This is a genomic window from Streptomyces sp. NPDC090083, from assembly GCF_044747445.1.
GTDB lineage: Bacteria > Actinomycetota > Actinomycetes > Streptomycetales > Streptomycetaceae > Streptomyces.
In genome coordinates this window covers 1-14,296 of the sequence record NZ_JBIVED010000024.1, presented here as the reverse complement: position 1 = coordinate 14,296, position 14,296 = coordinate 1, and the positions used below count along the sequence as shown (strand labels likewise).

Genomic DNA, 14,296 nt, shown 5'->3' with positions numbered 1-14,296 from the left:
CAAATCCCAACCCCGCGTCAACTCATCCAAATACACCGCACCCCACCCCTTCGCCCCCACAACCCGCCCCACACAACCCACACCCACACCATCGAAGGGCTGGAAGTCGGGGACGCCGGCCGCATGGAAGACGGCATCCACGCGGTGGCGGGAGAGCAGTTCGGCGACAGCCGACCGGTCGGACACGTCACAGGCCTCGACGCTCACCTCAAGCGCCCCCAACTCACGCAGGTCGGCGACGAGTTCGCCGACTCCGGGAGCGTCAGGACCGCGTCGGCCGGTGAGGACGAGTTCGGTGGCACCGCGCCGGGCGAGCCACCGCGCCACGTGAGCGCCGAGAGCACCCGTGCCTCCGGTGACCAGGACCTTGCCCGCGGGTTTCCAGTCGTCCTGGCCCGCGGGTACCTCGGGCGACTCCTGCCGGAGCCTGCGGGCATGAATCCGGCCGTCACGCAGGGCCAGTTGATCCTCCGGGGCGCAGACCATCGCCGAGGCCAGGAGCCTCGGGGTGTCCTTGTCCGGCACCGCTGGCAGGTCGACCAAGCCACCCCAGCGGTCGGGGTACTCCAAGGCGGCGACCCGGCCGAGTCCCCAGACGGCCGCCAGTTCGGGAAGCAGCACACCGTCGTCGGAGCCACGGCCAAGGCTGACCGCTCCTTGCGTCACCAGCCACATGAGACCGGCGGTCTCGGCGTCTCCGCATGCCTGGGTGACGATCAGCGCCTGCACGACCGTCTCGCACAGGACGACGACTCCCGTGATCTCCGCATCCTGAGAGGCGTCGGCGACGGCTCGGGCCACCTCCGCTCGATCGGGCTCGACCGGGAAGGCCACGACCAGGTGGTCGGGCAGGGCAGCCGTCACCGTCTCCAGGTGTGTCGCGCTGCCTTCCGGGTGGAGCACCAGCCAGCGGCCGGCAAGAGCGGTACCGGGAGCGGGAGTGACCTCCTGCCAGTCGACGCGGTACCGCCAGCCGTCCACCTCCGCGCGGACCGTACGCTCCCGTTGCCGCACGGCAAGCCCGGCCAGGACCTCCTGGACGACGTCCTCACCGAGGTCCAACGTGTGCGCGAGTTCGCGCACTTCCTCCGGCTCCCCCGGCTCCCAGGGCACGAGGTCGCGAACGTCGCCGCCGCGTTTGGTCTGCGGCCAGAACCGCTCGTGCTGGAAGGCGTACGTGGGCAGATCGACGCCCACTGACGAGGACCGCCCGATCACCGCGGTCCAGTCGACGGGAATCCCCGCCGTATATCCGGCTGCGACGCCCGCGACGACGGCGTCCACTTCGTCCCTGTCCTTGCGGAGCATCGACACGAACAGTGCGTCGTCCTCACCGCCGTCCGGAAGGCAGTTCTGGGCGAGGGCGGTGAGGGTGCCGTCGGGGCCGATCTCCAGGAAACGGGTCACACCCGCAGCCGCTAGCGCACTCACACCATCGGCGAAACGGACCGCCTCACGGACATGCCGCACCCAGTACTCGGCGGACCCCAACTCGCCCTCGGCGGCCAGCTGTCCAGTCACATTCGAGATGAGCGGGATCGACGGAGTGCCGTAGGTGATGCCCTCTACGACCTGGCGGAACTCGGCCAGCATCGGTTCCATCAACGGCGAGTGGAAAGCGTGCGAGACCCGCAGCCTGCTCGTCCGCCGCCCCAAGGCCTTGAGCTCGTCAGCTATCTCCTGGACTGCGGACTCAACTCCCGCAATAACCAAGGCTTTTGGACCATTGACCGCAGCGATCGACACCTCATCCGCGCGGCCCTCAAGGAGCGGGACCACCTCGTCCTCGTACGCCTCGACCGCCACCATCACACCGCCAGACGGCAGTTGCTGCATCAGACGACCACGCGCCACCACCAACGCACACGCGTCCTCCAGACCGAGAACACCAGACACATGCGCGGCAGCGATCTCACCGATGGAGTGACCGATGAGGTAGTCGGGCCGCACGCCGAACGACTCGACCAGCCGGAACAACGCCACCTCGATGGCAAACAGCGCGGGCTGCGCCCACTCCGTACGATTCAAGCTTTCGACGTCGTCACCGAACACGACCTCCCGCAACTCCTCGCCCACGAGAGCGCGTACGGCATCGAAGGCCTCCGCGAACACCGGGAAGGCGCCATACAGCTCACGCCCCATCCCGACCCGCTGCGCACCCTGACCCGAGAAGAGAAACGCGGTCTTGCCGTAGTCCGTCGCCGTTCCTAGAAGCACGTTCGACGCGGGGGCGCCGTGGGTCAGGCGCTCCAGTCCGGACAACAGGTCGGCACGATCACGCCCGTGAATCACGGCGCGGCTTTCGAAGGGCGTCCGGGACGTGACCAGCGCTGCGGCCACCGCAGCGGAATTCACATCCCCGTTGGCCTGTACGTAGGCGTAGAGGCGGGCGGCTTGGGAGCGGAGGGCGTCGGAGCCGCGCCCGGACAGCACCCACGGCACCACCGACGGGCCCGCAACCATCCTCTCCGCCTCAACCTCAACCTCGTTCAGAGCCTCTTCCAGAATGACGTGGGCATTTGTCCCGCTCAGCCCGAACGACGACACACCAGCACGCCGCACACGATCCGCCGACGGCCACGACTGCGCCTCCGTCAGCAGACGCACTCCGCCCGCAGACCAGTCGACGTGCGAGGACGGCTCCTCCGCATACAACGTCGCCGGCAACACACCATGCCGCAACGCCTCCACCATCTTGATCACACCAGCCACACCCGCAGCAGCCTGCGTATGACCCAGATTCGACTTCACCGACCCCAACCACAACGGCCGGCCCACCTCACGACCCTGGCCATACGTCGCGATCAGCGCCTGGGCCTCGATCGGGTCGCCCAGCCTGGTGCCTGTGCCGTGCGCCTCCACCACGTCCACATCGGAGGCAGACAGACCCGCCGACGCCAACGCAGCCCGGATCACCCGCTGCTGCGAGGGACCGTTCGGAGCCGTCAAACCATTCGACGCACCATCCTGATTAACCGCAGAACCCCGCACCACCGCCAACACCCGATGCCCCCGACGGCGAGCATCAGAGAGCCGCTCCACCAGCAGAACACCGACACCCTCACCCCACCCCGTCCCGTCCGCACCCTCACCGAACGCCCGGCACCGACCATCACCCGACAACCCACCCTGCCGACCGAACTCCACAAACGCACCCGGCGTCGACATGACAGTGACGCCCGCGACGAGGGCCATGGAGCACTCGTCGGACCGGAGTGCCTGCCCGGCAAGGTGCAACGCGACCAGCGACGACGAACACGCCGTGTCCACCGTCACCGCCGGACCCTCAAGACCCAAAACATAAGAGATACGGCCCGACACCACACTCGCCGCATTGCCCGTGCCGACGTAACCACCGAAGTCACCGTCGGACAGACTCAACAGAGCCGGATAATCCTGGCCGTTGGTCCCCACGAACACACCCGTACGACTCCCCCGCAACGACCCCGGACCCACACCAGCCCGCTCAACCGCCTCCCACACCACCTCCAACAACAACCGCTGCTGCGGATCCATCGCCAACGCCTCACGCGGCGACACCCCAAAAAACCCCGCATCAAAACCACCCACACCCGACAAGAAACCCCCACTCCTCGTGTGAGTCGCATACGGGTCGTCCGGGTCGTCGAGTGCGGAGAGGTTCTCCCAGCCGCGGTCGGCCGGGAAGTCTCCGATGGCGTCCTCCTTTTGCAGGAGGAGTTCCCAGAGCTGTTCGGGGGTTTCGATGTCGCCGGGGAAACGGCAGCTCATGCCGATGATGGCAAGGGGGTCGTCGATCGGTGCGGGAGTCCCGGCAGGGTGTTGCGCGCCGGTGTTGGGACTCTGGGCCGAACTCGCGGTCGGTGCCAGTTCGTTCAGGAGGAGGTCGGTGACCGACTCGGGGGTCGGGTGGTCGAAGACGAGGGTGGCCGGCAGCCGGATGCCGCTCGCCCGGCTGAGGGAGTTGCGCAGTTCCAGCGCGGTCAGGGAATCGAGGCCCAGCTGCGTGAACGGCGTGTCCAGGCGGATCTGCGTATCAGGCGCATGCCCGAGCACGGCGGACAGCGTGGTCCGCACGAGGTCGGTGACCACGTCCCTGCGCCGGGGCTCGGGCAGGCCGAGGAGGCCGAGCGGCGTCTGGACCGACCGTACTGTCGACGCGGCCTCGCGCAGCGTGCGGCGGCCCACGAGGGAACGCAGCAGCGGAGGCACCCTGTCCGCGGCACGGCGGAGTGCGGCGCGGTCCAGGCGGAGCGGGATCGGCACGCCGTCGGTGTGGGCCAGCGCGCGGTCCAGGAGGGCGAGGGCGTCGTCGGTCGGAAGCGCTCCGATGCCGTTGCGTGCCGCGCGCCCCTGCGCGGCGTCCGCGAGTTCGCGGGTCATGGCGCTGTCGGCTTCCCACAGTCCCCAGGCGATGGACACCGCCGGGTGTCCCTCCGCGCGCAGCCGGGCCGCGTACGCGTCGAGGAAGGTGTTCGCGGCAACGTAGTTGCCCTGCCCGGGGCCCGCGAACGTGGCGGCGGCGGACGAGTAGAGCACGAACGCCGACAGGTCCAGATCGCTGGTGAGTTCGTGGAGGTTGACCGCCGCGTCGATCTTCGGTCGGAGTACCGCGTCGAGCCGGTCGGGGGTGAGGGAGGTGACGACGCCGTCGTCAAGGGCTCCTGCTGCGTGCACCACGGCACCGAGAGGGTGGTCGGGCGAAATGTCGCGGAGGATGCCGACGAGGGCGTCGCGGTCTGTCACGTCGCAGCTGACGACAGTGGCCTGAGCACCGAGGGCGGCGAGTTCGGCGACCAGTTCGGCGGCGCCCGGCGTCCGTGGACCGCGCCGGGTGGCCAGGAGCAGATGGCGTACGCCGTGCCGGCTCACGAGGTGGCGGACGGTGGCGGAGCCGACCGCGCCGGTGCCGCCTGTGACGAGTACGGTCCGGTTCGGGGAGAAGACGGCCCCGGCGGGACCTGGCGCGCTATCCGTGACGCGGGTAAGGCTCGGTGCGAGCAACTGCCCCTCACGCAGGGCGAGTTCATCGCTTCGGCTTTGTGCCGCCGCCTCGATCTGTGCACTGGTGGGTGTCACGTCCGCATCGAGGAGCAGGAACCGGCCCGGGTTCTCGGAGGCGGCGGACTTCAGCAGCCCTCGTACCGTCGCGGCGGGCAGGTCGGTTACGGTCTCGCCAGGGCGCGCGGCGACCGCGCCACGCGTGAGCAGCAACAGGCGTGACTGGTCCGTACGGGCGTCGGTCAACCAGCGTTGGACCACCGACAGGGCCCGCTCCGTGGCCGTGTGGACATCGGTCACGAGGTCGGCGCCGCCGTCGGCCTGAGGCGTGTGCCAGGGAACGACGACCACGTCGGCATAGGCGGCGTCAGCGGCGTCAGCAGTGTCCACGGCGTCCGCCAGAGCGGCTAGGAGTTCGTCCGGGCTCCGCTGGACCGTGCTCCCGGCCGCCGCTCCCGCCCCGACCGCCTCGGCCGGTATCCACTTGACCGTGTAGAGGTCGCTGTCGCGGTGCCGTACGGCATCGGGGAACTCGTCGCGTTGGAAGGGCAGGACGACCACGTTCTGTGCGGTCAGTACCGGGGCGCCCGTGACGTCGAGAATCCGGAGCGTGCACTCGGTCGTCGAGCGTGGCACGACGTGCAGGCGCACGGCAGCCGCACCGCTCGCATGCTGGGTGAGCCCCGACCAGGCCACGAGGTGCGGGGCCGGCCGACCGGCCGCGGTGAGCGCGAGCAGGGCGCAGTCCAGGAGCATGGGGTGTACGGCGAACCCGGCCGCCTCGGCCGCCATCTCCGGCAGAGCGGCCTCCGCGAATATCTCGTCGCCCAGGCGCCAGACGGCTGTCAGTACCTGCGGGGTGTGTTCCGCCGGCAGGTGGAGATCTCCGTACGACTCGTCCAGGTCAACCGGCGTCGCGCCTCGCGGGGGCCAGTCCGCGGCGGCCACGACCGAGTCGGGTTCCCCTTCGGACGGATTCTCGGAGTCCCCGACCAGGGTGCCGTGAGCATGGCGGGTCCAGGGCTGGGCCTCGCCGGCGAGGCCCGCGTCCGGGTCGTAGGGGCGTGCGTACAGGGCGAAGGCCCAGCGTTGCTCGTCCGTTTCCGCCTCGGCGACGGTCTGCACCTCGATCTCCCCGGTCGCGGGCAGCCGAAGCGGCACGTCGACGCGCAGCTCGGTGAGCTGGTGGGCGCCGAGGGTGCGTCCGGTGTGCAGAGCCAGGTCGGTGAGGACGGACGCCGCCACGAGCGCGCCGTCGCCGGTGGCGAGATCGCGGAGCCAGGGATGCGTACGCGCGGACAGGCGTCCCGTCGCCACCACGGTGGTGGAGTCGGCGAGTTCGATTCCGTCGGAGAGCAGCGGGTGTTCCCCACGGCGTCCGGTCCGGTCCGCGCCGGGGGCGAGCCAGTAGCGCTGCCGCTGGAAGCGGTAGGTGGGCAGTTGGACCAACTCATGGGCGCCGGGCAGCAGTACGTCCCAGTCGACGGTCCGGCCGGACGCGTGCAGCGCGGCGAGTGCGGCCACCGCGGTGCGGGACTCGCCCCGGTCCTTGCGGAGGGTCGTGACGAACAACGCGTCGTCGGCGGCGTCCTCTCCGAGAACGGTGCGAGCGAGGGTGGTGAGGGTGCCGTCCGGACCGATCTCCAGGAAACGCGTCACACCCGCAGCCGCGAGTGCACTCACGCCATCGGCGAAACGGACGGCTTCACGGACATGCCGTACCCAGTAGTCGGCAGACCCCAACTCGCCCTCGACGGCACGCCGTCCGGTCACATTGGAGACGAGCGGGATCGACGGGGTGCCGTAGGTGATGGCCTCTGCGACCTGGCGGAACTCGGCCAGCATCGGCTCCATCAACGGCGAATGGAAAGCATGCGAGACCCGCAGCCTGCTCGTCCGCCGACCCCGCGCCTTGAGATCATCAGCGACCTCCGTGACCGCGCTCTCAACTCCCGCAATCACCACCGCACTCGGACCATTGACCGCCGCGATCGACACCTCATCCGCGCGACCCTCAAGGAGCGGAGAGACCTCGTCCTCGGACGCCTCGACCGCCACCATCACACCGCCAGAAGGCAGTTGCTGCATCAGACGACCACGCGCCACCACCAGCACGCACGCATCCTCCAGCGACAACACCCCCGCCACATGCGCGGCAGCGATCTCACCGATCGAATGACCCATCACGAAATCGGGCCGCACACCGAACGACTCGACCAGCCGGAACAACGCCACCTCGACGGCGAACAACGCAGGCTGCGCCCACTCCGTACGGCTCAACCGCTCGGCGTCGTCACCGACCACGACCTCCCGCAACCCCTCGCCCACCAGGGCGCACACGGCATCGAAGGCCTCCGCGAACACCGGAAACGCGTCATACAGCTCACGCCCCATCCCCGCCCGCTGCGCACCCTGACCCGAGAACAGGAACGCGGTCTTGCCGCCGCGTCGGGCGGTGCCGCGGACGACATCGGCTGATGTGCCGTCGTCGGCAAGGACGTTGAGGCCGGCGATCAGTGTGTCGCGGTCGGGGCCGAGAACGACGGCGCGCTGTTCGAAGAGTGAGCGGCGCTGGGTCAGGGTGTGGGCGACTGCCAGGTCGTCGGTCTCCGGGTGGGTGGTGACGTGGTCCAGCAGGGCGGCGGCCTGGGCCTTGAGGCCGTCGGCGGTGCGGGCGGAAAGGGTCCACGGGATCACCGGGGGCGCGGGGATCACCGAGGGCGCCTGGGACTCGGCGGGTGTGTCGGCCTCGTCCGGTTCCGTGGTCTCCGGCTCCGGCTCCGGCTGAGGGGGCTCTTCCAGGATGACGTGGGCGTTGGTGCCGGAGACTCCGAACGCGGAGACCCCGGCGCGTCGGGGGCGGTCGGTGAGCGGCCAGTCGACGGGCTCGGTGAGGAGGCGGACGTCGCCCTCGGTCCAGTCGACCTTGGTGGTGGGGGCGTCGACGTGCAGGGTACGGGGCAGGCGGGCGTGGTGCAGGGCCATGACCATCTTGATGATGCCGCCGACGCCTGCGGCGGCCTGGGTGTGGCCGATGTTGGACTTGAGGGAGCCGAGCCAGAGCGGGGCGTCTCCGGTGCGGTCCTGGCCGTAGGTGGCCAGGAGTGCCTGGGCCTCGATGGGGTCACCGAGGGTGGTGCCGGTGCCGTGCGCCTCGACCGCGTCGACATCGGCCGGCGTGAGCCCGGCGGAGGTCAACGCCTGGCGGATGACCCGCTGTTGGGCGGGGCCGTTGGGAGCGGTGAGGCCGCTGCTCGCGCCGTCCTGGTTGATGGCGGATCCTCGGACGACCGCGAGGACGGGATGCCCGTTGCGGCGCGCGTCGGAGAGGCGTTCGAGCAGCAGGACGCCCGCGCCCTCGCCCCAGCCGGTGCCGTCGGTCGCGTCCGCGAAGGACTTGCAGCGGCCGTCCGGCGAGAGGCCGCGCTGGCGGCTGAACTCCAGGAAGGTGACGGGGGTCGACATGAAGGCGACGCCCCCCGCCAGGGCGAGGTCGCACTCTCCCTGCCGCAGTGACTGCACCGCGAGGTGGAGGGCGACCAGGGAGGAGGAGCAGGCGGTGTCCACCGTGACGGCGGGGCCCTCGAAACCGAAGGTGTAGGAGACGCGGCCCGAGGCGATGCTCGCGGCGCTGCCGTTTCCGAGGTAGCCCTCCACGCCGGGCGGCGGCTCGGGGAAGCGGGTGGCGTAGTCGTTGTACATGACGCCGGCGAACACGCCGGTGGCGCTTCCGCGCAGCTCGGCCGGGCGCAGGCCGCCGCGTTCGAGGGTTTCCCAGACGATTTCGAGGAGCAGGCGCTGCTGCGGGTCGGTGGCGAGGGCCTCGCGCGGTGACATGCCGAAGAAGGCGGGGTCGAAGTCCGCGGCGTCGTGGAGGAAGCCGCCTTCCCGGGTGTAGCAGGTGCCGGAGCCTGCGGGGTCGGGGTCGTAGAGGGTGTCGATGTCCCAGCCGCGGTCCTCCGGGAAGGTGGAGATGCCGTCGGTGCCCGTGTCGACGAGGTGCCAGAGGTCTTCGGGGGTCCGCACCCCGCCGGGGTAGCGGCAGCTCATGGCGACGATCGCGATGGGTTCCGTGGCCTTGCCTTCGACCTGGCGCAGCCGGGCGCGGGTGCGCTGGAGGTCGTTGGAGACACGGGTCAGGAAGTCACGCAGCCTGTCCTCGCTCACGGATCGGTCTCCCTTCGGCGGCGGGCACACGGGCTCGCGGGTGGGGCATACGGCGTAGGTACGGCCCCGGCGCCTCGCGGGCGACGGGGGGATGCCTCACTGGCTACCGGGGCCGGACGAGGGGCGGGCCATTGCCGCCCGACACCCTCCAGAGGCGAGCCGCGGCGCTCCCGGCACCGGGCCTGCCTCTTGAGCCGATTATGGGAAGGGTTCTGCCTGTTTCCGGGCCGCGAGCCAGGGCTCTAAGAGAACTTCTAGGGTTACCGGCCGGTTGTCGGACGGGCCGCCGCCGTCTTCTCCGGGGTGTCCTTCCGTCACAGGTCGAGGGTGATGTCCAGTGCGTCGGCGGCGACACGGGGCAGGAGGCCGAGCGCCGCCGAGCGGTCGAGGAGGGTGCGCACGGCGTGCAGACCCTCGCCACCGAGGTCGGCGGTGAACCCGTTGACGTAGAGGTCGATGTGCTGGTCGACGACGTCGGGTTCCATCTCCTGGGCGTGCTTGAGGACATGCGCGCGGGAGGCCTCGGGGTCGTCCCAGGCGGCCCGGACGGAGGCGCGGACCGTGTGGGTGAGGCGGCGCAGCAGGGGTTCGCCCAGTGAGCGGCGGGCGACGATCGCGCCGAGCGGGATGGGCAGTCCGGTGCGCTTCTCCCATTCCTCGCCCATGTCGGCCATGCGGTGCAGCCCGTAGCGGCCGTAGGTGAAGCGGGCCTCGTGGATGACGAGTCCGGCATCCACGACGCCGTCCCGGACGGCGGGCATGATCTCGTGGAAGGGCAGGACGACGATCTTGCCGACTCCGCCCGGTATCGCGTCGGCCGCCCACAGCCGGAAGAGCAGATAGGCCGTGGACGTGGTGCTGGGCACCGCGACGGTGCTCCCCGCCAGGGCGGCCGGCTCACCGGGCTCGGCGGCGAGGACGAGGGGGCCGCAGCCATGGCCGAGGGCACCGCCGCAGGGCAGCAGCGCGTAATCGCCGAGGATGTGGGGCAGAACGCCGTAGGACACCTTCAGGACGTCGAACTCGCCGCGTTCGGCAAGGCCGTTGGTGACGTCGATGTCGGCCAGCTCAAGGCGTACGTCGGGGGCGTCGGCGAGGATTCCCTCGGTCCAGGCGTGGAAGACGAACGTGTCGTTGGGACAGGGCGAGTGGGCGAAGGTCAGTGGTTCGGTCATGGCCGGTCCTTCCTTTTCGTCCGCGGCGCGGCGAAGGGGTGCCCTCAGCAAAGCCGTTGAGGATGTGGGGTTTTCCCCAGACTGCCCTCCGCGAGGATGAGTGGCGCCCCACCGCCGCACGGCATCGATGCTTGTCGGCCGACCGGGGCCCGTGGTGCGCCGGATCGTTGGCCGGGGTCCGTGGGTCTTCGTTTCCGGCCGGGTTCGACGGCGTGTCCGTGCGGTGCGGATCCGGCTGTTCCGCCGACCGTTCTCCGGACGGGACGGCCGGATCCGCGGGGGCTCATGAACGGGGCACCCCGAGGCCCGTCGACGAGACAGACCACGCCACGTGCGCACCGTCATCAGGTGTGCCGCCAGGCACTGAACGAGGAGGTTCCCGGCCATGGACGCTGGGCTCAAGCGTGAGCTGGAGGAGAAGATCCTCTCCGGTGAGCGGCTGTCCCGTGAGGACGGCATCGCCCTGTACGACTCGGACGACCTGGCGTGGCTGGGCGGACTGGCGCACGAGATGCGCCTCCGCAAGAACGGTGACGTGGTCCACTTCAACGTCAACCGCCACCTGAACATGACGAACGTGTGCACCGCGTCGTGTGCCTACTGCTCGTTCCAGCGCAAGCCGGGCGAGCAGGACGCGTACACGATGCGCATCGAGGAGGCCGTCCGCCTGGCCAAGGCCATGGAGAACGAGCACCTGTCGGAGCTGCACATCGTCAACGGCCTGCACCCGAACCTGCCGTGGCGCTACTACCCGCGCTCGCTCCGGGAGTTGAAGAAGGCACTGCCCAACGTGGGTCTCAAGGCCTTCACGGCCACGGAGATCCACCACTTCGAGACCATCTCCGGGCTGAGCGCGAGCGAGATCCTGGACGAGCTGATCGAGGCCGGCCTGGAGTCCCTCACTGGCGGCGGCGCGGAGATCTTCGACTGGGAGGTCCGCCAGCACATCGTGGACCACCGCACGCACTGGGAGGACTGGTCGCGCATCCACCGCCTGGCGCACGAGAAGGGTCTCAAGACCCCGTGCACCATGCTCTACGGCCACATCGAGGAGCCGAAGCACCGCGTCGACCACGTGCTGCGGCTGCGTGAACTCCAGGACGAGACCGGCGGGTTCCAGGTCTTCATCCCGCTGCGCTACCAGCACGACTTCGTCGACATGAAGGACGGCAAGGTCCGCAACCGCCTCCAGGCGCGGACCCAGATGGCCACCGGCGCCGAGGCGTTGAAGACCTTCGCGGTGTCGCGGCTGCTCTTCGACAACGTCCCGCACGTCAAGGTCTTCTGGGTCATGCACGGCCTGCAGACGGCCCAACTGGCCCTCCAGCACGGCGCGGACGACATGGACGGCTCGGTCGTCGAGTACAAGATCACGCACGACGCCGACAACTACGGCACCCCGAACAAGCTCACCCGCGACGACCTCCTCGACCTGATCCGCGACGCCGGTTTCCAGCCGGTCGAGCGGAACACGCGCTACGAGATCATCCGCGAGTACGACGGCCCGGACCCGGCGCGGCGCGAGTCCCCGCAGCCGATGCGGGTCTGATCCCCGGCCTGCCGCCTCGGCCGGGCCCTGCTCGCGCACCGCGTGCACGACCTCCCTTCGTGCGGGGTGTGTGCTCGGCCCGGCCTCGCTCCGGGCGACCGACCACCCACCCCGCACACCCCATGACGACACTGCCAGGCAGGTGCTTTATGTCCCCGCAGACGACGAACGACGAGGACCTGGAAGTCTGGATCGACCAGGACCTGTGTACCGGCGACGGAATCTGTGCCCAGTACGCGCCCGAGGTGTTCGAGCTGGACATCGACGGGCTCGCCTATGTCAAGACCGAGCAGGACGAACTGCTCCAGGCGCCGGGTGCGACCACGCGCATCAGCCTGGACCTGCTCACCGACGTGGTCGACTCGGCGAAGGAATGCCCGGGCGAGTGCATCCACGTGCGCCGCGTCTCCGACCAGGTCGAGGTGTACGGCCCGGAGGCCGCCGACTGAGATCCCGTCGCGCGCGAACGGCCACCGGGAGCGGCCGGATTCACTGCCCCGGTGGCCGGCCCGCCGGGCCCAGCACCTCGACACATGGGAAGGACACACACGTCCGATGAGTTCCACCACCAACAACCTGTGGATCCGCAGGTTCCGGCCCGCCCCCGACGCCGCCGAGCGGCTGATCTGCTTCCCGCACGCGGGCGGTTCGGCCAGCTTCTACCTGCCGGTGGCCAACGCGCTCAGCCCCGGCGTCGACGTGGCCGCGATCCAGTACCCCGGCCGTCAGGACCGTCGGCACGAGCCGGGGCCCGCCTCGGTGGCCGAACTCGCCGACCAGATCGTCGTGGCCCTGGCCGAGTGGGACGACGACCGTCCGCTGACCTTCTTCGGGCACAGCATGGGCGCGCTGGTGGCCTTCGAGGTCGCGCGCCGCATGGAGCGCACGGGATCGGGTCCCGTCCGGCTCTTCGCGTCCGGGCGCAGGGCGCCGTCCCGGGTCCGGGCCGAGCACGTGCACACGCTCGACGACGACGGAGTGATCAAGGAACTGCGGGCCCTGGCCGGGACCGACGCCCAGGTCCTCCAGGACGAAGAGCTGCTGCGCATGGTGCTGCCCGCGATCCGCTGCGACTACCGGGCCGTGGAGACCTACCGCTGCGAACCCGGCGCCGCGGTGCGCTGCCCCGTGACCGTCCTCACCGGCGACGCCGATCCGCGCACCTCGCTGGAGGAGGCCCGGGCGTGGAGCGAGCACACCGCGGCCGGATCCGACCTCCGGGTCTTCTCCGGCGGCCACTTCTTCCTTTCGGAGCGGCCGGCCGAGGTGCTGGCCGTGCTCCACGAGCACTTCACCGCCGCGGTCCGTCAGCCCTGACCGCGAGCCTCCCTCCCCCGTCCTTCCCACTCGACCCGTTCCGGGAGTTGTGCACCATGACTCAGCAACTGGCCCGCGATACAGCGCAGGCGGCGCACGTACACCGGCGCAGGCCGCGCGTGGGCCACATCCAGTTCCTCAACTGCCTGCCTCTGTTCTGGGGGTTGGCCCGCACCGGCTCCCTCCTGGACATGGACCTGCGCACCGACACACCCGACGGCCTCAACGACGCACTCGCCGCGGGCGACCTGGACATGGGTCCGATCAGCCTGCTGGAGTTCCTGCGCAACGCGGACGATCTGGTGGCGCTGCCGGACATCGCGGTCGGCAGCGACGGGGACGTGATGTCCTGCCTGATCATCAGCCAGGTTCCGCTGTCGGAGCTGGACGGGCAGCCGGTGGCGCTGGGTTCGACGAGCCGTACGTCGGTCCGGCTGGCGCAGCTGCTGCTCGCCGAGCGCGTGGGGGTGAAGCCCGAGTACTTCGTGTGCCCGCCCGACCTGCGCACCATGATGGCCGAGGCGAAGGCTGCCGTGATCATCGGCGACGCAGCCCTGCGCGCGGCCCTGCACGAAGCCCCCAGGATGGGCCTTGAGGTGCACGACCTGGGCCGGATGTGGAAGGACTGGACAGGACTGCCCTTCGTGTTCGCGGTGTTCGCGGCGCGCCGCGACTTCCTGGCCCGTGAACCGGAGCTGGTGCGTCAGGTCCACGCCGATCTGCTGGCGTCGCGCGACCTGTCCCTGACGGAGGTCGCGAAGATCTGCGAACAGGCCTCCCGGTGGGAGGAGTTCGACGCGGAGACGCTCCAGCGCTACTACACCACGGCCCTCGACTTCAGCCTCGGCGAGGAACAGCTCGCCGGTATCGCCGAGTTCGCTCGCCGGGTCGGCGGTGGCACCGAGGGCTTCGCACCCGACGTCGCCGTCCGGCTGTTCGAACCGACTCCCTCCTGAACCGTCCCACGCCACCCGAAAGGCCCGGGAACCATGCCCCGACCTCCGCAGTACCGTCTTCAGTCCGTCCTCGACCGTGCCGCCGAGGGCGGGCGCATCACTCCCGAAGAGGCGCTCGACCTCTACCGCGACGCCCCGCTGCACGCGCTCGG

6 protein-coding genes are annotated in these 14,296 nt (G+C 70.1%); 4 read left to right on the top strand and 2 right to left on the bottom strand.

The features are described 5' to 3' along the window. Positions 1 to 9,147 (bottom strand): type I polyketide synthase (locus ACIPTO_RS42715; RefSeq protein WP_401201258.1); only part of this gene is annotated, 9,147 nt, incomplete at its 3' end. A 314-nt stretch (positions 9,148 to 9,461) separates the two neighbouring features. Then, positions 9,462 to 10,322 carry a 1,4-dihydroxy-6-naphthoate synthase gene (locus ACIPTO_RS42710; protein ID WP_366327362.1) on the bottom strand — a complete coding sequence of 287 codons (861 nt, stop codon included), beginning with the start codon at positions 10,320 to 10,322 and terminating at the stop codon, positions 9,462 to 9,464. A gap of 385 nt (positions 10,323 to 10,707) precedes the next feature. Between ACIPTO_RS42710 and mqnE the strand changes: the two genes are divergently transcribed. From mqnE to ACIPTO_RS42690, 4 genes are all read left to right on the top strand, one after another. Further along, positions 10,708 to 11,871: an aminofutalosine synthase MqnE gene (gene mqnE / locus ACIPTO_RS42705; protein WP_366327364.1), complete on the top strand. Its 1,164-nt coding sequence runs from the start codon at positions 10,708 to 10,710 to the stop codon at positions 11,869 to 11,871. A 149-nt stretch (positions 11,872 to 12,020) separates the two neighbouring features. Next, positions 12,021 to 12,320 (top strand): ferredoxin, encoded by a 300-nt coding sequence (locus ACIPTO_RS42700; protein WP_366327366.1) that lies wholly within the window; start codon positions 12,021 to 12,023, stop codon positions 12,318 to 12,320. 106 nt (positions 12,321 to 12,426) lie between these two features. Then, a complete protein-coding gene (locus tag ACIPTO_RS42695; RefSeq protein WP_401201256.1) occupies positions 12,427 to 13,188 on the top strand; it encodes a thioesterase II family protein in 762 nt (253 codons plus the stop codon). Positions 13,189 to 13,244: 56 nt separating this feature from the next. Next, positions 13,245 to 14,144 (top strand): menaquinone biosynthetic enzyme MqnA/MqnD family protein, encoded by a 900-nt coding sequence (locus ACIPTO_RS42690; RefSeq protein WP_401201253.1) that lies wholly within the window; start codon positions 13,245 to 13,247, stop codon positions 14,142 to 14,144. Positions 14,145 to 14,296 lie beyond the last annotated feature (152 nt).

Coding starts and splice junctions, on each gene's coding strand:
- ACIPTO_RS42690 (WP_401201253.1), top strand. CDS start 13,245: ATGACTCAGCAACTGGCCCGCGATACAGCGCAGGCGGCGCACGTACAC.
- ACIPTO_RS42700 (WP_366327366.1), top strand. CDS start 12,021: ATGTCCCCGCAGACGACGAACGACGAGGACCTGGAAGTCTGGATCGAC.
- ACIPTO_RS42695 (WP_401201256.1), top strand. CDS start 12,427: ATGAGTTCCACCACCAACAACCTGTGGATCCGCAGGTTCCGGCCCGCC.
- ACIPTO_RS42710 (WP_366327362.1), bottom strand. CDS start 10,322: ATGACCGAACCACTGACCTTCGCCCACTCGCCCTGTCCCAACGACACG.
- mqnE (WP_366327364.1), top strand. CDS start 10,708: ATGGACGCTGGGCTCAAGCGTGAGCTGGAGGAGAAGATCCTCTCCGGT.